Origin of the sequence: uncultured Methanobrevibacter sp. (assembly GCF_902784195.1) — an archaeon.
GTDB lineage: Archaea > Methanobacteriota > Methanobacteria > Methanobacteriales > Methanobacteriaceae > Methanobrevibacter.
Genome location: NZ_CACZTX010000001.1, coordinates 84,405 through 104,140, shown reverse-complemented (window position 1 = coordinate 104,140; position 19,736 = coordinate 84,405). Strand labels below are relative to the sequence as shown.

Genomic DNA, 19,736 nt, shown 5'->3' with positions numbered 1-19,736 from the left:
GATCTTCATTCCTATTCTCCTTGCGAATCGACCCTCTTGAACCTCTTAACAACATCGACATGGTCGCATGCAGGGCATTGGAGCATTTCCTTGACAGGCTCGTCATAGATTTCCTCCAAGTCCACATCCTCCTCGCTGTCATCGGACTCGAACTCCTCTGCAAAGACCAGATTGTTCTCTAAATTAAGTTCAGTCAATTCAATATCGCTGAAGCCAGTCAATTCAATGTCGAATCCCACATCCTTCAGGTCAGTCAATATAGGCTCCAGTTTGGGCAAGTCCCATTCTCCTTCTATATTGTTCAAGGCTAGATTCAACGCTTTCTCATGGTCATCGTCCTTGACTTCAAGGTCGGATTCGGGGAATGCCCAGCCTACATCGCCCAACTTGACTAAATGAAGTTCCTTTATGAAATCGTTGTCCTCCATGGACTTGTCCAGAAGGACATTGTATCTCTGGTGCCCTCCTATGATGTGGTTGTTCTTCAGGTTTATGATGATTGGGTCGACTATGCCGAATGTCTCCATGGAGTTTCTGAGCTTGGTGCTTTCGAGCTGGCTCATTATCCTCGGATTGTATTCGGCTGGCTTTATGTCGGTGATCTTTATGGTGCTAATCTCTATCATTTCACTCATCTTCCAGTTCTTCAAGTTTCCTCAATACCTTCATGTTGGCTATCTCCTCTGCCTTCTGGTTTATGTAGTCCTCTATTGTGTCGAGCTCCTCCTTTTTCCTGTTTTCCTTCCATCTGTCAATCATGGCTATGTATATGCATGCCATTATGATTGAGGCGGAGCCCAGCACGATTCCTATCTCGTTCCATTCCATGAAATAAGGGTGCTCGGTTATGCTGTCCAACAGCAGGACAACGCCGGTTGTTATCATGGCTGAGGAGATGGTTGTCTTCAAAAATCCTGTAATCCAAACAGTCCTCCTGTATGGTATAAGCTCAAACAAATGCTTCATCGTCTTCCTCTTCGCATATCTCGCAGTCGCATTGGCAGGTTCCACTAATCAAATCGCTGTTGTGCTTCTCGTTGTAGTACCATACCGCAAGCGCTATGATTCCGCTTGCCAATGCCAGTATGTAGCTTTGTGTAAGTTCTCCGATTCCTAATATGCTCATCAATGGCAATAGGATAGCCACTATCAGACTTGTAATTGTCGCTTTATCATAAATCATCATAATCACTTCTCGAAAATCTTCTAAAAAAAAAGTAGAAGATACATCATGTACCTTCTACATTTTTTCAAACTAGGAAATATATTAAACAAACAGAGTTTTCCAAGGGCACGGCAGGAAAAAGGGGTGATGAAAACTGCCGTGTCCCCAGACAAACACGAACTCTTGAAGAGAAGGAAGGAATATGCAAAGCAATCTCCTGCATTGGCAAAGAAAACGTTCCATAACCATAACCGAACGAGATGATGGATTTGATTTTACCTTTGAAATCCGGAAAAAAGAAACAACCTAAACGAAAAAACCAGAAAAAATGATGTAAAACAATTTGTAAAAATAGCAAAAAATGGAATCATTTTCCGCTATGTTTGATTGGGAGAATCGCTTTCCAGTCTTTCCTCCGTTCCTCTTCAACAAACATAGTGGAAAATTAGAAATCATAAATAAATTTAAATTTTATAAAATCATAATATATTTATTAAAAAAAAATAAGTAATTGGAGGTCAATATTTTGCTTGTATTAATTTTTTTCCTTTTTTGTTTATGGTTTTCCTGTCTTCTGCTGTCCCCACCTAATCAATAATTAAATAATTGTTTTTAATATATTGAAAAAGTAAATATAGGATTATTTTTTTAATCCTATCCTTTTCATCTCTTTTTGAATGGCTATGTACTCCTGAGAAAACTTATTCTTCCTGTGTCCATTTGCGGAAGTGCCATAGCTACCCAATCCATATTTCTTGTATTCGTCAACTATCAGCACCTTTTGTTTGATTCTCAATCTCCTTTTTGCCTGGTATCTTGCCTTCTGCTCCCTCAAGGCATTCCGTCTGCAACTGTCGGAGCAGTACATCTGCCTGTTGTGAGTCTTGGTGAACGGCTTTCCGCAGTACTTGCACTTCACAGGATAGTGCTTCTCGTTGTCTAGCGTCATCTGTATGGCTTCTTTTTTACTTAACATATTATCATTGCTTCTTTTCGAGTCTGGCTTGCTTGACTTCCTTCCGAATATAGTTTCTCCTCCATAGCTTCAAGTGCCAATGAGTGCTGTAGAAGCACTTGTCGCACCAAACCCTAAGCTCATGGTGCAATAGCCATTTAAGTAAGATTTTAAAGGCACTGACTTCCTTCACCTTTCCGCAGTACGGACACTTGAACCTCATGACATTTTCCTCCTTGGTGTCCAGTCTATGCAATATGTAAGTCCTCCGTCCTTGTTGACAGCCTCTGAACCTATCCTGCAAATGTTCACTGCTATCTCTCCGTTGATGTCTGGAATCAAATGGCTGTGCTTGCAGGTTCCGCATACATTCAATTCCTTTATTCTATCCATAAGCAATGCTCCTTATGTGTGAAAATGATTCATGGAGCTGGTGATCAAAACGAATAAAAACATAAAAAATAGCTCCATGGTGATTTTGTGGTGTGTATTCAGGACTCGAAATTAAGGAACATTTCCCTTATAATCTCAAAGTCCTCCTTTGAAAATGTGTAATAGCTGCATGGTGTCTTGAAGCAAACCCTTCCGTCCTCAGTCATCCTCAGCTCGAACTGGCTTGCAACCCATTCCCTGTAATTCATCTTTTCCTCCCAGATAATACTTGGCGTTTCCCAAATCGTTTGTCAGTATGTCGCATATCCTGTCGCACAGGATTTCAGCCTCCTCAAAGGAAAAGGAAGATGAAGAAGAGTAGGATTGAGCAAAGACGAGCCTGTCGACCTTGCTGAAAAACCTGACTTCCACCTGCTCCAGTTCCTCGTTGACCTTGACATAGTATTCCTCTTCCCATTCGTCGCTAATCATTCCTTCACCTCAATCTGCACATATAGCAAATCCTTCTTCTCATCGCCAGGATTGTCCTCAACCTCCAGAATGTCCACAATGATTCCATCCATGCCCTTCAATATGGTGTGCAGGTCATAGATTGCGGAATATTTCAGAATCACAATGCCTTCCTTCATGTACTTTGGAAAGGAATAGAAGTAGATTGAATTTTTGGATTCAATCTCATATTCCACTCCCTCGAACTCCTTTGACAATCCTATCAGGTCATTCATGACTGTTTTCACATTCATTTTATTGCCTCAAAGGAATGCTTCAAAGCGGTTTCATACATTCTTCTGATGTGCTTGAGCTTGACTTCTAGCTGCTCGACCACGAAGGAGTCATAACCCATCTTCTGCCTGATCCATTTCTCCTTGTCCTTTTCGGTCGGCTTTTCCTTGCCAAGTTCCTCCTTCCAGTCGGTATTGAACCAGTAAAGGATTTCCTTCTGCTTGAGGGCATGTCTCTTCAAGGTGTAATCCATCTCGACATTCTTGTACACATCCAAGAGTTCAGCGAAACTGCCAACTTCAACATCCAATATCTCAAAAAGTGCCTTGTACATTTCAAAGAAAACAGAACAGTCGAAATCTTCAGGGTTCATGTTTTCTCCATCTGACTTTCCAAAATTGTCCAAACTTCCAATTGTCATCAAAAACAACTCCATTAGTTAAATAAATAAAATAAATAAAATAAATAAAATAAAAAAAATTTAATAAATAATATAATAAAAAAAGTATAACTTTAAAGTAATACGAAATAAAATTTAATAAATTAAAAAGTAAAACTGTAAAACTTTACTGTTTTACTGGTTCCCAATTTACAAATTGAAAAGTAAAACTTCAAAGTAAAACTTTTTCAAAAGGTAAAACTATACGGTTTTACCGACTTCCTCTTCGTTAACAAAACTGTATAACTTTTTGGTTTTGCTTCCAAAGTCTCTCATTATTGCCTCCTTGACGTCATCAAACGTGAAGCCTATCTTTTCCGCCCGACTTGCCAAACCCTTATGAGCCGTGTCAATGGCTTCCTCAACGCTTATTTCATTGTAAAATGAGTTGAGATGATACATTCTGACAAAGTCATCAACCAATTCATCCAATTTGTCTGTTGGAGATCTTTCCACCTTCTCACCTCTTAGGCTGTTAAGCTCATTCTCCTTGTCCTCAATCTTCTTCTCCAATGCTATGAGATAGTATTTCACATCCTCATACTCCTTCTTCAGGAAGTGTATGTCGATTTCCAAGGAACCGATTTTAGTTAAGGAAACTGCATTGTGGAATTCAATGGCTTCTCTGGCATTCCTGCCTGACCTTTCAAGTTTATCTGCTTCAGCAGGATGAAGCTTGGCAGACTTGATGACGTTCCTCGGACCTCTCAATCTCACCATGCTCTAGCACCTGCCTAATGTGTTTGCAATAGGATTCAGGGTTTGAGATGTGAGGGTTCATCCTGGACTTCCTGTAATAGAAGTCAGGGCAGCTGCAGAACAGGTTTCCCTCATCATCCACTGAAACTATGTACTTGATGTCGGAAGAGGAGGAAGGAACCTCCCAATCCGTGAAGTCTCCCTCTTCCTGTATGCACTTAATCATCGAGGTTCACCTCTCCCTTCGGAAGTGTCTTTATGTACTCGATGAGCCTGTTCCTTTCCTCGTCAGTCATGGTGCCTATGGTCCTAGCCTTCTGGATGAGGACACCTTTAAGGCAAGGCTTTCCCTCTGCCTTGATTGTCTTGCAGATGGTCTTCACCCAATTCTTGCAGACAGGGTCCTCGTCTACAGGCTCAATCTTGTCGGCAGTCTCAAAACCCACATTTTTGTCATACGGAGATTCAATTATCTCTGCAACTTCCGCCTCAATGACATGATTGGTCTTGCTGTGCTGAACCTTGTCGAATGCAGGATCCAATTCGTCAGCGCTGACGTCCCCTGCACCGATGAGCTCGCTTATGGCTCTGTTGGTTGCACGGGTCTTGGCGGTTGCCTTTATGCTGTGGTTGCTCATTTCCCTTTTTCCGGACTCTCTCCTGTCGCAGCTTCCGTCTGATTCAACAAAGCGTCCGTTGGGCAAGGTTGCACGCACTGTGTACTCAGCTTCAATCACAACGCCCTTGTCATTCTTGACTATGTCCTTGTCGATGATTTGGGTGTTTATGTTGAAGGCACGTGCGTACTTCTGCCAAGCACTCTTGGTCTTGTACTTCCTGCCCCTGTGGGTCTGGTAGTCTGTTTCGTCCAGCAATTCTCTTGTCAGGCGTTGGTATGCTCTCCATTCCTCGATGGCATAATCAACGTCGACAGGCACATTGTTCTCGTTGGTAGTGGTAACTATTTCGTTCATGCTTTCTCCTCAATTTCATATTCGCTAAAGTTCAAAATCCTGTAGCAATCGTCGCTTATCCTATGCAGGCAACCGTAGATGTCAGCGAAAAGGAAGTTACCTGCGGAATAGTGTCCGTAAGCATCTCTGATTCCTCTTGTGGACTTCCATCTCTGACCGTAGAGCTCTGACTGCTTTGCACATGCCTTTCCGATGTGTGAAAGGAATCCTTGGTTTATTCTGCTCTTTTCAAAGAGCTCGTCAGGTATGTCCTTGTCGGTCTTCACGCTGAAGGTAACTTGGTAGAACTCGAACAGGTTGTCGATTGCCTCCAATAGCCTATATGCACATTCGTACTTCCTTTCGTCATAGTGGGATTCGAGGTACTTAAGATATGCGACCGTGTCCCATCTAAGGAAAACAAGCAGTCCTGTGTTTCTGCTCATGAAGCTTTCAAATTCCTTTGTCATCTCAAATCACTCCTGCAACTGTTGGCTCTGCAAGCGCAAAGAAGATGAACAGGAATGCCATGCTTATGGCAATTCCCATGAAAACCAGTATTTCAAAATCGTGTTTCTCTGCCCATGTCTTCTTGTGCAGCCTTGCAGGCTCGAAGTCTGCAAACAGGCTCATAAGAACATCTCCTCATTGGTCTTAGGGTCAATGACCTTGACATCCTCCCTTCTGTATCCGATCAGATGGACCAGTGAAAACAGCTGTTCCTTTGCCTCCAATTTGCAGCAGCATTCGGAATACTTTTCTCCCTGCAAGAAAACAAAGCAAGGAAAGGGAGGGTAGATGGAATATCTACCTAATGCTCTCTTCCCTGTGTTTTCAATCATGTCTGCAACCATATCCAACACCTATTCAGTATCGAATTGAGGTTTGCAGAAGCTGCAAGGCTTCATGTCTACAGGCTTTTCCTCTAGAATGGTCTTGTTCTCGTTCAACAGCCAGTGGTTGCAGAAGCAGTCCTCTGTATGATAGACCAATGTCCTGGTGTTTCCCACATAGCACATCAGGCATCACCTCTTTCGGAAACTCTGCTTGCAAGTTCGCTAGGTTTGATCTTTCCCAATAACATATCAACGAAATTAGGAGAGCGCACGTCTCGTTCAATGGCTAAAGCCCTTCTGATTTGGGCTTCAGTGTATTGAACTCCGTCAATTTCGATTAATTTTTCCATGATTACACGTCCAAATTTTAGTTTAAGGAAAATTATCAAGCGCCAACTTAAAATAATCTTCCTTATTTAGTTATATGTTATTCTTGGTATTTAAAACTTTTTAAATAAAAAATAGAGATTAAATTAATCTTATTTTCTAAAAATAATCTCTTTATGAGTTTTTTAGATAATAAGTGGAAAGTTTTGAAAATATATTAAAAAAAGTAGTTTCAAGTCAATACGGCTTAATAGCTGCTGTTTAGCCATAAAAAGCAAGATTTTAAATATTTGAAAGTCCAATATATAAAATGTTGCATAAAAAGATTGATTACACGTCCAATGTTTTCTTTTTTTTTACATGCAACAGCTAGTGGAGAGTAATTTACAATACGCCAATATTGCATTTTACTCTGCGAAGCTAGTACTGATTTTGACTAATTTTTTTAAATAAGTTTCATAAAAAACTTCTATTTTTTACAAATCATTTCACTAACAATAACTACATTATTCTATGTTTTTGGTTGTATATAAGCAGTCAACCCGACCCGACCCGACCCGACGGGTGGTTCCATTTCAAGTGTAAAAACTGTTAAAAAACCGAAAGATTTATATAGTGTAAATTACACAATAAGTGTAACGAACATTGAAATGTAACTTACATTTTTAATGTAGACAACATTAATTAAATTGGAAGGTGAAAAACATGACTAATAATAAAACAGAAAAAACAATTGAATATGAAGGATATGTAATCCAAGACGCAAAACTGATAAAAAAAGTACAACTTATTGAAAAAATAGAAAATAAGTATTTGAAAAGCGCTGCTGATGAATTTGAGAAAAGTTTTTATGAAGAAATGATTGAAGACAATAGAAAAGAAATTAAATTTGGAATATTGTCAAAGAAAGAAGACTTGACTGCTGATGAAAAAAAGGAATTGGAAAAATTGGATAACTACCTTTTCCCTAAAATACAAGTATCTGCAAAACTATATCCTGAAACTCATAAGCAATTAAAAATTAGAGCCACTACAGAAGACACAACAATTGACAAAATGGCTACTTCTATTATAGAAGACAGAATACATGATTTGGACATTGCAAAATATGTAGAAAAAGAATTTGAAAACATTAATGACAGTAGACAATCAGTGCATTTAGGAAGCGATCATTGGAACAAAATGGAAGAAAAATTTAGAGAAGAATATGAAGAAGTCTATGAGTACTTAGCAGAAAAAGGAAAATCAATAGCAATGAAAAGGATTAATGTTAAAGTATATCTTTCAACTCACAAAAAATTAGGAGTGATTGGAGCTATTGAAAACAAATCACTAGGTACTCTTGTAAGTGAATATTTGGAACAAGAATTTGGTTTCATTGATATTCAAGATCAAAATGAAAGAATGGACGAAATAGCAAGAGAAATATTGCTCAAAGAATTAGAAAAAGCAGTGGGTGCTGAAAAAGTTTCAGAAATAACTGAAATCATTCCAGATATAAATTCAACAGTTCTTGTAAGAACTTTAAAAAGCCTTGAAGAAAAGTAAGGAATTTTTAATCTAAAAAATTCCTTATAATTTTTCCGTCTCCAAAGACTTCAGCCTTCTGACCGGCTGCACTTAAAAGTTTTATGCCATATCTTAAATTGCCTATATTGTAGGACTTGTTGGCTACTTCCCTGACCAGAACGTCACTAATGACTCCTGGATAGAATCCAAAGGTGCACCTATCGTCCAGTATGTGGTACATCTGCTCCAGAGAGTACTGGTCAAAAACAATAGGAACTCTGTTGAAAATGGTTTCAACGGAAGCAGCCAACTTCAAGTCCGCCTTGTTGCTCACTGTGAAGATGCAAATCTGCAACCCTTCCTCAGCCTCATGGATTCTCAGGAAGTTGTAGAGCATCTTGTTGAGCCCGTCGCGAGACTTGAAGCTGTCAAAATCGTCCAACCCTATAATCAATATCTTGTTTTCCTTCTTAAGCCTTGCGACAATCTTGTCGAAGAGCATAGTGTTTGACTTGCCGTTTATCGAGCCCTTTACTCCATACAGCTTGTTGTATATTTTTCCGTAGACTGTGTTTTCTGTGTTGAACAGTTGACAGTTGATGTAAACTGTTACTATGTTTGGAAAAGCCTCGTTCAACATCTTGAAGAACTGCTTTAATGTTGTGGTCTTTCCTGTCGCATTGCCACCGCACAATTGCAGGTTCTTGGGAGCTATGTTGTCAGGTATTGAATTGCAGTACATAGCCATTTTAGCTAGCTGCTCATCCCTGTATTTGTAGATGTCCGGCACATAGTCCATCTCAAAGACTTCCCTGTTGAGGAATACAGGAGATTCCTCGTCATTTATTATATTAATTAGATCTTGTGTTTTCATTGAAATTTCCCCTTCATAAAAAAAAGAATTTCGACTGTCTTTTTTAAAAATTTCTCACCAAGAGATGATATAATATTGGTAAAGTGTTACATATAAAATTCAGAGTAGAGCATTTGAAAAGTAATCGAGGAAAAATTTCAAGTGTAAAAAAATATTAATTATTAGCAAGATAACAACAAATAGCTCCAACAACCATAAACAGAAGAACGCCTGGAAAAATATCAAAAAAGTATTCTGTTGTAGATGTATCACTTCCTAGATAAAAAGGAAAAGTGTATGCATACTCTGCTGTTGATAAAAAAGCAAGACATAAAGGAATGCCTAAAAATAAAACAAGTAAAATAATCAAACATTTAATATCATCAGAATCCATAATAATAATTTTTGAATGATTATATAAATATTTGTCTAAAAAATAAATTTAATTTATTTTTAAATCTTTATAATCAAAATCTCCAGATTTTCATATCTTACAGGAATGAAAATGTACTTCCTCTTATCATCTTCCTTCACTCCTTCAAGAAGCAATTCGCCACAGTTTGGAATGAGCAGAATATGCTCATCACCATTTTCAGACATTTCGCAAATGTCATCTTCCCACAGGACTGCATTGACATAATCACAATACCAATCTTCAGGAAGTTCAACTATAATCTCATTTTCACTTTTTTCAGTACAGGTTGCAATAAAGTAGTCATCATTTGAACATTCTATTTTTAAAGTATTCATGTTATCACCTTATAATTTTGGATTTTTTGAAGTCCATATTTAAGGCTTTTGAATTTCAGCATTAGCAATGACGAGATGGTTATAATATTGATGTCATATTGTTAAAAATTGCAGTTTCACTTATAAGTTTTTCGGCACAGTTTCAGGAAAACAAGTTGAAGCAAATTTAATGTATTATACATTTTATCAAAATGTAAGTTATATGAACAGTAGCCCTAATTATGACAGTGATATTTAATTTAATTAAAAGTAGTGTTGGAATCAGTGAAAAGGAATTGATGTATGTAGATATGCTTGTGGTTTTTATTAAAAAAAGTAAAAAAATAGAAATTTAGATGATTATTCATTCCCACTTATGCAACAAAAAAATCCAAACCCTAACATGATTAAAATTCCTAAGATTGTGCCTCCAACATCATCATATGGCATGGGTGGGTCAGATGCTGAAACACTGCTGATAAAAATAAATATTGAAAATATAATTAATAAAATCATCACCTTATTTTTTCTCAAAATTATCACCAATTATACTTTATTAAAAATCATTTATATGATTTATTATTTCTGTTTTAAAAAAGTGAAAAAAGAGAATAATTTCATTATTCTCCAAAATCGAAAATTCATTTTGAGTCCTGAATGTTCAGCCAGTTCTCGAAGGCGTCCTTCATCTTCTCATGGACGGCATCGTCAATGTACTTCTCCATGTCCTTCTTCATGTTCTCGTTCTCTTCCTGAAGCTCATCTATCTTCTGTTGCAGGGATTTCCTTTCCTCGCTTGTAAGGAACCTGACCTCAACATTCTCGAAGCTCAAGTCAGGAATGCACCTCATGTACTCCTCCTTGATTGTCTCCTTCAGGTAATCGTTGTTGATGTAGTGGCTGTCCGTTACCAGCGGAGCCTTGTGCCCTTCCATAAGTGCGCTTATCCTTGCATCCACACGGTTCTTAGCCAATGTTGAGATGAAGAACTTCCTGAGCCCATGCGCATGGAACTTGGGGATTGTCGCAACGCTTTCATCATAGGTCTCCTGACTGATCTCGCCATGCTCCAGCTTGTACTTGAAGACCCTTTCCCTCTCGGCACTCAGCTTCTCGCTGTATTGGGACAGGGTCCAGCTTATGCTGTTGGGAGCTATGAAGTTCTTGTACTTCCTTTGGCGGCTTGCAAAGAGAGGGTCATTCTTGGTGATCTTCAGGTCAGTGCCGTCCTTCTCATTCTTCCATTCAAAGTACTTCACACGCTCGTTCAATGAGAAAAGCAAAAGGTCGCTGCTTTCAGGGGTGTTGCACACCTTGCAGGGAAGCCTGAACTTTCTGGTCTTTTGAGGGAAAAGCTCCCAGAACCCTATCATCCCGTCAGGTGCCGAATCCAGGAAGTCCTCGACCTCAGTGCAGCCATGGTACTCCTCAGTCGCAGTCATGAAGTCCCTGATGGTCAATGACCTCATGTCCCTCACCCTCAGTCCTGTAACGGCAGCGAAGTTGATTATTGCTCGGTACTGAAGGTTTGCCGTGTCGAGGACATACTTTATGTCGTCCTTTGTCAGAAGATACCAGTCCTGAGGAGTGTCGTCCAGCTTCGGAGACTTGGGCAGTATGATTCCCAAGGTGCTCAGTATGGTCCTCATGTACCTGATATACGAGTCTATGCTCACCTCGGTGCAGCCCCTTCCCTTGAGGTATTCTATGAACTCAAACTGCATGATGTTTATCCTTGACTGGTTCGGGTTGAACCTTATGATGATGTTGTTCTCGATCCTATCGTTCTGCTGGCTTCTGAGCTCATGCACGGTCTTGTAGAACGGCTCCCCTGTGAACCTCACGAAGTTGGTGGCGGCATTGAGGTATGACTGCAGGCTGCTCTCCGTCAGGTTCGGTCTCTGCAACAGGTAGTTCTGGAATTCAGGGTCTTCCAATAGCTGTTGTCTAAAAGTCTTCATGATGATATGTATCCCTCCCATATGAAATCTCTATTATCTAAGAGCATTTGAAAAGAAATGTTTTTTTAATTCGTAACTTTTAAGACAAATGTACAAAAATAGACACTAAAATTAGGGTTATATTGAGGTCAGACCCAGAATAATTAATTATTATTATAATTTACAAGTATATAAATATTTCGACTTTATACGAACAATATCAAATTATACAAATGAACATCATTTTAATAAAGACAACAATGTACAAAAGTATACATCAAGGATTAAAATTGAAAAAGATTATAATATAAAAGAACATAAAAATAATATATAAATAATTTAATAATTTAATAATTTAAAAAGATTAAATAAAAAAAATCATTTTAAAAATTAATAATAATTTAATAAAAATTTAAGGATAATGCAATCATGATAAAAATAGCAAGAATAGATGGAGACGGCATAGGAAAGGAAGTTACAGAAGCTGGAGTGGCTGTTTTAGAATCTTTGGATTTGAACTTCGATTTCATAGAAGCGGAAGCAGGAAGGGAATGCTTTGACAAGAATGGAACAACAATCCCTGAAGAAACCATTAAGATAGCCAGAAATGCAAAAGCAACCCTTTTTGGTGCAATCACTTCCACACCTGGTCAAAAAAGTCCAATAATCACACTTAGGCAAGAGCTTGACACTTATGCAAATCTAAGGCCTATCAAATCATTCAAGGGAATTAACTGCCTTTTCGATGACTTGGATTTTCTCATTGTAAGGGAAAACACTGAAGGCTTATACTCTGGAAATGAAACAATCGATGACGGAAAAGAGAAAGCAATAGCTCAAAGGGTAATCACCAGAAAGGCGAGTGAAAGGATTTCAAGACTTGCATTTGAGCAAGCAATTAAGCTAAAAAAAGAGTCTGTAACCTGTGTCCATAAGGCAAATGTATTGAAAAAGACTGATGGTGTCTTTAAGGAGTCCTTCTTTAAAGTTGCAAAGGACTATCCAAGCATCAAGACCAATGACTATTATGTTGATGCAACAGCAATGTACCTTTTGACAAAGCCACAGGAATTTGATGTAATCGTTACAAGCAATCTCTTTGGAGATATCTTATCAGATGCTTCAGCAGGCCTTGTTGGTGGATTGGGACTTGCTCCTTCTGGAAATATTGGGGACAAGCATGGATTATTCGAACCGGTTCATGGATCTGCACCAGACATTGCAGGAGAAAATATCTCAAATCCAATAGCTATGATACTCTCAGTTTCAATGATGCTTGAATACTTGAATGAAGACTATTGGGCAGAAAAAGTAAGGATTGCCTGTGAAAATGTCTTGGAAAAGGGAAAAGTGAAAACACCTGATTTAGGTGGAACAGACAAGACAATGGATCTTGCAAATGAAGTTATTAGAGAAATAGAGAATTTAAGATAATTTAATGATTACAAAAAGGTTATGAATTGAAGAGGCAAAACATGTTAAACATTACTACATTTATTGATGCTAATGCACGCAGATTGGATAAGGAAGTCTATTATTGTCCAAGCAGAAACCTAAGATGCAATTCAACTGAAGTATTGCAGATTGTATCAGGAATTGGGCAAAGCTTAAAGGACAAGGGTATTGAAAAGGGAGATAGGGTCTTAATCTATTTGAATAACTCACCGGAATACCTATTTTCACTCCTTGCAATATGGAGAATAGGTGCAATAGCTATACCAACCAATAGAATACTTACATCATCAGAATTGGATTATATGATAACAGATTCTGATGCCAAATTGATAATCACTGATGCAGATGCAAAAGAAACCGTAAAGGACCTAAATATAGAATCTTATATCATAGAAGACTGTGAAAGATTTAAGGGAAGCGATACATTACCTGCTTGCGAAACCGAATGGGATGACCTATGTCAATTGCAATACACTTCAGGCACTACTGGAAAACCAAAGGGATCAATGCTAACCCATGGAAACTGGTTTACAGCTATCCACAATGCTTGTGATGTATTGACCTATAAGGAAAACGACACATTCCTCTGCATTTATCCAATGGCTCATGTAGGAATAATGTGGGCAATTGCAGCACTTAGAGCTGGAGCATTGACAATTACAATGGATTTCTTTGAAATAAACGAATACCTCCAATTGTGTAAAGATGAAGAGGTAAGCGTCTTATCTGGAATGCCTCCTGTAATCCATACATTGACAAACCTTGAAGAGGAAAAAAGGGAAAACCTCTCAACAGTTAGGGAAATAATAAGTGGAGGAGGCCCACTCCATAGAAAGATATGGAAAAAGTTCATGGGACAATACAATATACCAATCATAAACGCATACGGCCTTTCTGAAACCATTGTAATCGGTACAGGAACTGTAATAAGGCCTGAAGACTATGCTACTGCAGACAGGTATGAAAGCGTAGGACACCCTGTATGCTTCTCTGAACTTAAAATCGTGGATGAAGATGATCCAAGCATTTCATTAGGACACTATGAACATGGAGAAATAGCTCTTAGAGGTCCTGCAATAGCTAAAGGTTATTGGGGAATGGAAAAGGAAACAAAGGAATCATTCCTTGAGGATGGATGGTTCCTAACTGGAGATATCGGTTATATTGATGAGGATGAACGTTTGTTCATTACAGACAGAAAGAAAGACATGATTGTAATGAGCGGATGGAAAATCTACCCAACTGAAGTTGAGGAGACATTGATCAAGTATCCGAAAGTGGATGAGATTGCAATTTTCAGCATTGATGACATCCATAGGGGAGAGCTTCCTGTAGCTGCTGTTGTTTGGAAGGAAGAGGAAGATCCTGATGGATTGGTCGAATATTCAAAAGAATATTTAGCAAGATACAAGGTTCCAAGAAAAATATTTACTATGGATGAACTTCCAAGGGTAAATGGATGGAAACTCCTTAGAAGAGAGTTAAGGGAAATGTATTCGACTAATACAGAAGAATGATTTCTTATTTTTTCTTTTTTTAACCTAAAAAATTCATATTATATTTTTCTTTTATCTAAAAAATTTCATTTTTTTTACATTTTTTCAACCCTTAATCTTCTTAATATTTTCTCATTTTGTAAAATATTTTATATTTTTTCTATATGAACAGATGATAAAAAAATAATAAAATGAACAAAATAATAAAAAAAGTTTATTTTACTAGGTTAAATATTATACAATTATAAAAAAATCTAAACAATATCTGGAAATATTTAAAAATATTTAAATACTTTATCCAATATACTATTAAACATAAAATCATATGATTTTATGATTAAAGAGGTGAAAAAATGGGTAAACTAGACGGAAAAGTAGCAATCGTTACTGGTTCAACTTCAGGTATGGGCCGTTCTACAGCTAAATTATATGCTGCAGAAGGCGCTAAAGTTGTTGTAACTGGAAGAAATGAAGAAAGAGCACAAGCTGTAGTGGATGACATTGTAGCAGCTGGTGGAGAAGCATTTGCAGTTATTGCAGATATGGCTAACGTTGACGACATTAAAAAAATCTTTGACGAAACCATGGAAAAATATGGTACTGTCGACATTTTATTCAACAATGCAGGACTTTTAAGTGTAACCCCTCTCTTAGACATTACCAAAGAAGAATGGGACAAAGTATTTGCTGTTGACGTATACGCTCCATTATACTTAACCCAATTAGTAGCTCCTGTAATGAAAGAAAAAGGAAAAGGTGTTGTAATCAACACTTGTTCAGTAGCATCCTACGCTGCACACTTCGGATTTGTAGGTTACATCTCATCCAAACACGCTATTGCAGGTCTTACCAAATCCATGGCATTCGAACTTGGTCCTGAAATAAGATGTAATGGTATTGCTCCTGGTGCTATCCACACCGCTATGGTAGATAGTATCGGTGGAGTAGAAGCATTGCAAATGATGGTTGACGGAGCACCTATGAAAAGAGTAGGTCAAGGAGAAGACATTGCTGCATTAGCATTATTCCTTGCTTCTGACGAATCTGAATTCGTAGACGGTCAAATCATCAGATGTGACGGCGGATTTGAGTGTTAAGTTTTTAAAGTAGTTGGATCTTTATCCACTACTACTATTTTTATTTTTTAATATCAATCTTATCTTTGATTTACTATTTTTAGAAAAAATTACTTTCAAATTTAAAAAAAAAACTAATTTTGAAAATATAAAAAAATGTTAAAGACACTCTAAAAAACTATTTTTGAAAAAAATAAAAAAAGAAAAAAATGTTAAAAACACTTTAAAAAACTTATTTAATAGACTTTAATAGTATTTTTAACAGTTAATTTTCCATAACTAGAATAAATAGTATATTTGACACGTCTTAAATTTTTAAGGCCAATAGTGGCTATTCCATATTTATTAGTCTTTCTTAGATATTTTTTACCTTTATACTTAAAGGTAATGTATTTGTATTTCAAGATGCTTCCTTTGGAATTGACCAATTTGGCAGTAAATTTAATTGTTTTGGCTTTCTTTTTGGAAAGATTTTTAGTAATTATAGTTGATTTGACTGTTATCTTATTTTTTACAGTAAATCCTTTATAGCTTGCTGAAACAGTATATGAACTAGGTTTTAAGCTGATTTTAAGGCCAGCAATTCCTTGGCTATTAGTGGTTCTATAATATGTTTTGCCGTTTAGAGTAAATTTCACAGAGACATTTTTGGCAATGTTTCCATAATTGTCCAATACCCTAACCTTATAGTATGTGCCTGCACCATAATACATAGCCAGATTCTTGTTTTGATCGATTCTAGCCACTACCTTAATCTTATGGGTCTTCTCTTCTGAGGTCTTTGGATTTTTGACCTTTACGATATAGCTTCCTGGCTTAAGATAATTGTCAATCTTAACTATTCCACTGCTGTCAGTCTTTAGATTGTAGGTTTTCCCAGCGAAAACTATTGTCACATTGGCATTCTTTAAAGGATTAAGATTCTTATCCAAGAACTTTACACTATATTTTGATCCATAAGTGAAATTATTGTATTTCGGAAGCACTGCAGTTGTCTTAACTGTGATTAGAGAGGAATTTGATGATTCAGTATAGATTTTCTCTCCCTTAAAGTTCACAATCAGCTTATATGTGCTCGCCTTTAAGTTGCTTAATGTTATTTCACCGTTCTTATCAGTTGTGCCACTGTAATTCACACCATTTAAACTGTATTGCAGTTTTTTACCTGAAAGGGAGTTTCCGTTTTCATCGATAAGCTTAATCTTATACTTGTAGCTGTTGCCATAGACGGTTGAAAAATCTTTTACAATTATTTTTGTATCATATACAGTTACGGTAAAGTTATACTCCAATTCATTGCAGTCATAAAGTGCAGGATAAAGAACAACTCTCAGATTATTGAATCCGCCATTCAAGTCTGTCAAATTGACTGAAGCCTTTCCATCTACAGTTTTGACTGTAAAGTTCTTATATCCAAATAAGAAGAAGATTGTTTCGTTTATCGGTTCTGATAGGCTCACATTTACAAATGCAGTATTCAAGTAATAGCTAAAGTTCGCATCCATAGAGAGATCATATTTTGTAATGTCCACACTTGAATTGACTATTGGGGAATTGTACGCGCAAGAGACAAATTCGGCAGATATATTATTAAATCCTTTTTTAAAGATGTGGCTAATCTTTGCCACACCATTGGAGACCTTTGCATATGCTATTTCACCAGACAGATTAAATCTGACTTGACCGCAATTGACAGCAAATCTATATTCATTTAAAACATTTACAGTAATGTTTACAGGATTGAAATAGTTTTCACTGACATTCATGCAACTTAAACTTATATTCAGAAGGACATCAATCTTATCCAATACTGTGAATGCCTTTATGCAAGCCACCTGTGACTTGTAGCTATGGCTAGGATAGTCATTCCATACGAAATCGTATAGATCAGACCATGTCTTGCCATCATAGCTGATGAAGGAAATGTTTTCCTTATAAAATACATTGTTTAGGCTTACTGCCTCTGAAATAGGAACTCCAACATCTCCTGTAACGTTTATCTTAAATGCAATCTCAAATATATCGCCAAGATTGAGTGCAATAGGTTCATTTAAATTGATTGTCCAATAGCCAGGACGTGCAAAGCCGGATTGATTCAATATTGAGACATTGTTTACGTTAATGAACAACTTATAAGTTGTTTCCTTTTCGAAATATGTGGAAACTGCAGTTAGATACTCATTGTCAGTTGCAGTGAAGATATTCTTATACCATGCAGTTTTAGTTGTATTGAAAAGGAAATCTGTTTTGGCAATGTCATATTGGTAGTTCTTATCAAACTTGATAGTGTCATTTAATATGAAAGTGAACGCATCTCCCCATTTTCCCAATTCAATAGAGGAAGTGTCATAATAGGAAAGGTAGAAATATCCATTGTTGCCGCTGCTTTTTCCCCAACTGTTCTTAACGATCCAAGCACCTTTTCCAGGAGCGCCAGGGATTTGTATGGTATCATTCCATCCGACTAAAGTTACTGCATGATTAGGCCTTTCCGTACCATTATTATAAACATAATATCCAATATGACTCTCATTTTTATATTCCATCAAAACTGGGGAGAAAACAGCTCCATAATCCATTATAGCCCTTTTGATCATATCATTGTCAGTATAGCTGTCCCTTTTCAGATACAATACATTCTGGACATGCATGATGCTGGATAAAACAGGAGATAAAAGACTTTTGGGATCATATTTATCATCAGAATCATTGACTGGTCCTAACCAGCTTAAAAGATATCCTAAACCGACATCATCATATCCTCCACCATTGGTTTCCAGGTTCCAGCCGTAAATGGAATAAAGGGCAGCAATGTTTTTCATATTCTCTTCAGAGAAATCAAGGCTATCTCCGGAGGCCTTTAGAATGCATGATTCCAAAGTTGCAATTGTGGCGAAGGCCCAACAATTGCCTCCGCTTCCCTGATTCACTACAGGAGTCACATAACCTTCAGTCACTGAACTGTAACTGCTTGGAAGTGGTTTATCCGTTTTATTGTAAATGTACATTGCATAATCATTGTCAGAAATAATTAAATCAATACTTGAAAAATTATACAAATCATTGAAAATAGGGTCTGATGCAGTATTGTTCTCATAGATGATATTCCTCATATCAGTATTGTTGTTTAAAATTGAATATATTGCTCCAGCAGATGCATTTGCGGAATTATTTGTAAAATTATCATTGCTTATGGTAAGGCGTTTGGTGCTGGCTACAAAAATACCTGCTCCATTCTTTGCATTGTTTGATATGAAATTGGAATTGGAAACGGTCAGATTACCGTAGATTTGATAGATAAGCCCGCCATCATATTTTGCAGTATTATTGAACCCATATAAATTAACCACTTTGACATCAGATTTTAAAAATGTGAAGACTCCTCCGAAGCTGTTTGCAGAGTTATCGATTACTTTGGAATCTGTAATCTTTACATTGGCGCCTTTCGAATAGATGGCTCCACCGACATCTGCAGAGTTATTGATGAATACACAATCAATGACTTCTATATCGCTTTCAGAATAGATGGCCCCACCAGACTTGGTCGCGGAATTGTTGTAGAAACTGCAATTTCTTAAATAAACTGAACCATTTGAGATTGGAGTGTAAATGGCTCCCCCATAATAGTCATATCTATATCCATTGCAGAAAATTACATTTGTAGCATTCAATTTACCCCTATTATTAATCTTAACATTGTCCAATGTGATGTTCTGAAGAATAAAATTTTCTTTTATCTCAAACAATCTACCTTTAAGAATTGTCTGTGAGGCATCCTGACCGATTATTGTGATATTCGTATTGTAATAAGATGAACCCAATTCATAAACCCCATTTGCCAAATGAATAACTGAATTGTCCTTTATTGTTTTGTTAAAATACTTATACGGATTTCCCATAGTTCCAATGCCATCATTCTCGGCCGAACTGTTAAAATAATAATGTGCCTCAAGAAGACCATCATTTGATTCACCACCATCCAAGATCTCTTCTTCAATATTGAGAGACTCCAATGAATCATCATAATCAACAGATTCCACAAGATCCAATGAATTGTCAGAGATGATGTTCTCATCCAATGAATCAGCATCTGCTGCAAATGATGTTGGAATGATGATTAGGCAAAGGAAAACCATCAAGCAAACAAGAAGTTTATAATGAGTCTTATGCATTTTTATTCTCCAAACG

Annotated in this window: 26 protein-coding genes; 5 read left to right on the top strand and 21 right to left on the bottom strand. The window is 37.2% G+C overall.

Annotated elements, in window-relative coordinates; translation table 11 throughout:
- Nucleotides 1-11: 11 nt before the first annotated feature.
- From QZU90_RS00485 to QZU90_RS00470, 4 genes are all read right to left on the bottom strand, one after another.
- Entirely contained in the window at nucleotides 12-626 is a 615-nt protein-coding gene (locus tag QZU90_RS00485; RefSeq protein WP_296854784.1) for a ParB N-terminal domain-containing protein, read from the bottom strand.
- A gap of 1 nt (nucleotide 627) precedes the next feature.
- Nucleotides 628-957: a hypothetical protein gene (locus tag QZU90_RS00480; protein ID WP_296854783.1), complete on the bottom strand. Its 330-nt coding sequence runs from the start codon at nucleotides 955-957 to the stop codon at nucleotides 628-630.
- Complete coding sequence (locus QZU90_RS00475; RefSeq protein WP_296854782.1) at nucleotides 950-1,186, bottom strand: hypothetical protein; 237 nt, start codon at nucleotides 1,184-1,186, stop codon at nucleotides 950-952. Before QZU90_RS00475 ends, QZU90_RS00480 begins: the two co-directional genes overlap by 8 nt.
- A 619-nt stretch (nucleotides 1,187-1,805) precedes the next feature.
- Nucleotides 1,806-2,141, bottom strand: coding sequence for a hypothetical protein (locus QZU90_RS00470; RefSeq protein WP_296854780.1), 336 nt, complete (start codon nucleotides 2,139-2,141; stop codon nucleotides 1,806-1,808).
- Between the two features lie 229 nt (nucleotides 2,142-2,370).
- On the opposite strand from QZU90_RS00470, the gene QZU90_RS00465 reads away from it, so the two are divergent.
- Nucleotides 2,371-2,535 carry a hypothetical protein gene (locus tag QZU90_RS00465; RefSeq protein ID WP_296854779.1) on the top strand — a complete coding sequence of 55 codons (165 nt, stop codon included), beginning with the start codon at nucleotides 2,371-2,373 and terminating at the stop codon, nucleotides 2,533-2,535.
- Nucleotides 2,536-2,711: 176 nt separating this feature from the next.
- Here the strand turns inward: QZU90_RS00465 and QZU90_RS00460 are convergent, their stop codons facing one another.
- The 11 genes from QZU90_RS00460 to QZU90_RS00410 all read right to left on the bottom strand — a co-directional run bounded on the left by QZU90_RS00460 (nucleotide 2,712) and on the right by QZU90_RS00410 (nucleotide 6,896).
- Nucleotides 2,712-2,984 (bottom strand): hypothetical protein, encoded by a 273-nt coding sequence (locus QZU90_RS00460; RefSeq protein WP_296854778.1) that lies wholly within the window; start codon nucleotides 2,982-2,984, stop codon nucleotides 2,712-2,714.
- Nucleotides 2,981-3,256, bottom strand: a complete 276-nt coding sequence (locus QZU90_RS00455) for a hypothetical protein (protein WP_012955080.1) — start codon at nucleotides 3,254-3,256, stop codon at nucleotides 2,981-2,983. The genes QZU90_RS00460 and QZU90_RS00455 overlap by 4 nt, the downstream gene beginning before the upstream one ends.
- A complete protein-coding gene (locus QZU90_RS00450) occupies nucleotides 3,253-3,666 on the bottom strand; it encodes a hypothetical protein (protein ID WP_296854776.1) in 414 nt (137 codons plus the stop codon). The genes QZU90_RS00455 and QZU90_RS00450 overlap by 4 nt, the downstream gene beginning before the upstream one ends.
- A 210-nt stretch (nucleotides 3,667-3,876) precedes the next feature.
- Nucleotides 3,877-4,395, bottom strand: a complete 519-nt coding sequence (locus QZU90_RS00445; RefSeq protein WP_296854774.1) for a hypothetical protein — start codon at nucleotides 4,393-4,395, stop codon at nucleotides 3,877-3,879.
- A gap of 197 nt (nucleotides 4,396-4,592) precedes the next feature.
- Nucleotides 4,593-5,348, bottom strand: coding sequence for a hypothetical protein (locus QZU90_RS00440; RefSeq protein WP_296854772.1), 756 nt, complete (start codon nucleotides 5,346-5,348; stop codon nucleotides 4,593-4,595).
- Nucleotides 5,345-5,797: a hypothetical protein gene (locus tag QZU90_RS00435; protein WP_296854770.1), complete on the bottom strand. Its 453-nt coding sequence runs from the start codon at nucleotides 5,795-5,797 to the stop codon at nucleotides 5,345-5,347. Before QZU90_RS00435 ends, QZU90_RS00440 begins: the two co-directional genes overlap by 4 nt.
- A gap of 1 nt (nucleotide 5,798) precedes the next feature.
- On the bottom strand, nucleotides 5,799-5,960 hold the full coding sequence (locus QZU90_RS00430) for a hypothetical protein (protein WP_296854768.1): 162 nt from the start codon (nucleotides 5,958-5,960) through the stop codon (nucleotides 5,799-5,801).
- Nucleotides 5,957-6,190 carry a hypothetical protein gene (locus tag QZU90_RS00425; RefSeq protein ID WP_296854766.1) on the bottom strand — a complete coding sequence of 78 codons (234 nt, stop codon included), beginning with the start codon at nucleotides 6,188-6,190 and terminating at the stop codon, nucleotides 5,957-5,959. Before QZU90_RS00425 ends, QZU90_RS00430 begins: the two co-directional genes overlap by 4 nt.
- On the bottom strand, nucleotides 6,191-6,346 hold the full coding sequence (locus tag QZU90_RS00420) for a hypothetical protein (protein WP_012955071.1): 156 nt from the start codon (nucleotides 6,344-6,346) through the stop codon (nucleotides 6,191-6,193).
- Nucleotides 6,346-6,513 (bottom strand): hypothetical protein, encoded by a 168-nt coding sequence (locus tag QZU90_RS00415; RefSeq protein WP_296854763.1) that lies wholly within the window; start codon nucleotides 6,511-6,513, stop codon nucleotides 6,346-6,348. Before QZU90_RS00415 ends, QZU90_RS00420 begins: the two co-directional genes overlap by 1 nt.
- Nucleotides 6,514-6,737: 224 nt before the next feature.
- Nucleotides 6,738-6,896 (bottom strand): hypothetical protein, encoded by a 159-nt coding sequence (locus QZU90_RS00410; RefSeq protein ID WP_296854761.1) that lies wholly within the window; start codon nucleotides 6,894-6,896, stop codon nucleotides 6,738-6,740.
- Nucleotides 6,897-7,303: 407 nt separating this feature from the next.
- Between QZU90_RS00410 and QZU90_RS00405 the strand changes: the two genes are divergently transcribed.
- Nucleotides 7,304-8,038 (top strand): hypothetical protein, encoded by a 735-nt coding sequence (locus QZU90_RS00405; protein WP_296854759.1) that lies wholly within the window; start codon nucleotides 7,304-7,306, stop codon nucleotides 8,036-8,038.
- A gap of 7 nt (nucleotides 8,039-8,045) precedes the next feature.
- Here QZU90_RS00405 and QZU90_RS00400 read toward each other — a convergent pair whose 3' ends face one another.
- From QZU90_RS00400 to QZU90_RS00380, 5 genes are all read right to left on the bottom strand, one after another.
- A complete protein-coding gene (locus QZU90_RS00400) occupies nucleotides 8,046-8,873 on the bottom strand; it encodes an AAA family ATPase (protein WP_296854757.1) in 828 nt (275 codons plus the stop codon).
- A gap of 154 nt (nucleotides 8,874-9,027) precedes the next feature.
- The gene (locus QZU90_RS00395; RefSeq protein ID WP_296854755.1) at nucleotides 9,028-9,246 is read right to left on the bottom strand and encodes a hypothetical protein; all 219 of its coding nucleotides are present in this window, start codon (nucleotides 9,244-9,246) and stop codon (nucleotides 9,028-9,030) included.
- A 59-nt stretch (nucleotides 9,247-9,305) separates the two neighbouring features.
- A complete protein-coding gene (locus QZU90_RS00390) occupies nucleotides 9,306-9,602 on the bottom strand; it encodes a hypothetical protein (protein ID WP_296854753.1) in 297 nt (98 codons plus the stop codon).
- A 339-nt stretch (nucleotides 9,603-9,941) separates the two neighbouring features.
- The gene (locus QZU90_RS00385; RefSeq protein WP_296854751.1) at nucleotides 9,942-10,115 is read right to left on the bottom strand and encodes a hypothetical protein; all 174 of its coding nucleotides are present in this window, start codon (nucleotides 10,113-10,115) and stop codon (nucleotides 9,942-9,944) included.
- A 107-nt stretch (nucleotides 10,116-10,222) separates the two neighbouring features.
- Nucleotides 10,223-11,542 carry a hypothetical protein gene (locus tag QZU90_RS00380; RefSeq protein WP_296854749.1) on the bottom strand — a complete coding sequence of 440 codons (1,320 nt, stop codon included), beginning with the start codon at nucleotides 11,540-11,542 and terminating at the stop codon, nucleotides 10,223-10,225.
- A 408-nt stretch (nucleotides 11,543-11,950) separates the two neighbouring features.
- Here QZU90_RS00380 and aksF point away from each other — a divergent pair, with 408 nt between their 5' ends.
- The 3 genes from aksF to QZU90_RS00365 all read left to right on the top strand — a co-directional run bounded on the left by aksF (nucleotide 11,951) and on the right by QZU90_RS00365 (nucleotide 15,569).
- The gene (gene aksF / locus QZU90_RS00375) at nucleotides 11,951-12,955 is read left to right on the top strand and encodes a homoisocitrate dehydrogenase (RefSeq protein WP_296854747.1); all 1,005 of its coding nucleotides are present in this window, start codon (nucleotides 11,951-11,953) and stop codon (nucleotides 12,953-12,955) included.
- 41 nt (nucleotides 12,956-12,996) lie between these two features.
- Nucleotides 12,997-14,493: a class I adenylate-forming enzyme family protein gene (locus QZU90_RS00370; protein ID WP_296854746.1), complete on the top strand. Its 1,497-nt coding sequence runs from the start codon at nucleotides 12,997-12,999 to the stop codon at nucleotides 14,491-14,493.
- Between the two features lie 332 nt (nucleotides 14,494-14,825).
- Nucleotides 14,826-15,569: an SDR family NAD(P)-dependent oxidoreductase gene (locus tag QZU90_RS00365; RefSeq protein ID WP_292789267.1), complete on the top strand. Its 744-nt coding sequence runs from the start codon at nucleotides 14,826-14,828 to the stop codon at nucleotides 15,567-15,569.
- Between the two features lie 215 nt (nucleotides 15,570-15,784).
- On the opposite strand, the gene QZU90_RS00360 is transcribed toward QZU90_RS00365, so the two are convergent.
- Nucleotides 15,785-19,720, bottom strand: a complete 3,936-nt coding sequence (locus QZU90_RS00360) for a C1 family peptidase (RefSeq protein ID WP_296854743.1) — start codon at nucleotides 19,718-19,720, stop codon at nucleotides 15,785-15,787.
- Nucleotides 19,721-19,736 lie beyond the last annotated feature (16 nt).

Coding starts and splice junctions, on each gene's coding strand:
- QZU90_RS00365 (WP_292789267.1), top strand. CDS start 14,826: ATGGGTAAACTAGACGGAAAAGTAGCAATCGTTACTGGTTCAACTTCA.
- QZU90_RS00360 (WP_296854743.1), bottom strand. CDS start 19,720: ATGCATAAGACTCATTATAAACTTCTTGTTTGCTTGATGGTTTTCCTT.
- aksF (WP_296854747.1), top strand. CDS start 11,951: ATGATAAAAATAGCAAGAATAGATGGAGACGGCATAGGAAAGGAAGTT.
- QZU90_RS00420 (WP_012955071.1), bottom strand. CDS start 6,346: ATGTGCTATGTGGGAAACACCAGGACATTGGTCTATCATACAGAGGAC.
- QZU90_RS00440 (WP_296854772.1), bottom strand. CDS start 5,348: ATGAACGAAATAGTTACCACTACCAACGAGAACAATGTGCCTGTCGAC.
- QZU90_RS00485 (WP_296854784.1), bottom strand. CDS start 626: ATGATAGAGATTAGCACCATAAAGATCACCGACATAAAGCCAGCCGAA.
- QZU90_RS00465 (WP_296854779.1), top strand. CDS start 2,371: ATGCAATATGTAAGTCCTCCGTCCTTGTTGACAGCCTCTGAACCTATC.
- QZU90_RS00395 (WP_296854755.1), bottom strand. CDS start 9,246: ATGGATTCTGATGATATTAAATGTTTGATTATTTTACTTGTTTTATTT.
- QZU90_RS00445 (WP_296854774.1), bottom strand. CDS start 4,395: ATGGTGAGATTGAGAGGTCCGAGGAACGTCATCAAGTCTGCCAAGCTT.
- QZU90_RS00370 (WP_296854746.1), top strand. CDS start 12,997: ATGTTAAACATTACTACATTTATTGATGCTAATGCACGCAGATTGGAT.
- QZU90_RS00460 (WP_296854778.1), bottom strand. CDS start 2,984: ATGATTAGCGACGAATGGGAAGAGGAATACTATGTCAAGGTCAACGAG.
- QZU90_RS00380 (WP_296854749.1), bottom strand. CDS start 11,542: ATGAAGACTTTTAGACAACAGCTATTGGAAGACCCTGAATTCCAGAAC.
- QZU90_RS00390 (WP_296854753.1), bottom strand. CDS start 9,602: ATGAATACTTTAAAAATAGAATGTTCAAATGATGACTACTTTATTGCA.
- QZU90_RS00475 (WP_296854782.1), bottom strand. CDS start 1,186: ATGATGATTTATGATAAAGCGACAATTACAAGTCTGATAGTGGCTATC.
- QZU90_RS00455 (WP_012955080.1), bottom strand. CDS start 3,256: ATGAATGTGAAAACAGTCATGAATGACCTGATAGGATTGTCAAAGGAG.
- QZU90_RS00410 (WP_296854761.1), bottom strand. CDS start 6,896: ATGCAATATTGGCGTATTGTAAATTACTCTCCACTAGCTGTTGCATGT.
- QZU90_RS00435 (WP_296854770.1), bottom strand. CDS start 5,797: ATGACAAAGGAATTTGAAAGCTTCATGAGCAGAAACACAGGACTGCTT.
- QZU90_RS00430 (WP_296854768.1), bottom strand. CDS start 5,960: ATGAGCCTGTTTGCAGACTTCGAGCCTGCAAGGCTGCACAAGAAGACA.
- QZU90_RS00415 (WP_296854763.1), bottom strand. CDS start 6,513: ATGGAAAAATTAATCGAAATTGACGGAGTTCAATACACTGAAGCCCAA.
- QZU90_RS00400 (WP_296854757.1), bottom strand. CDS start 8,873: ATGAAAACACAAGATCTAATTAATATAATAAATGACGAGGAATCTCCT.
- QZU90_RS00470 (WP_296854780.1), bottom strand. CDS start 2,141: ATGTTAAGTAAAAAAGAAGCCATACAGATGACGCTAGACAACGAGAAG.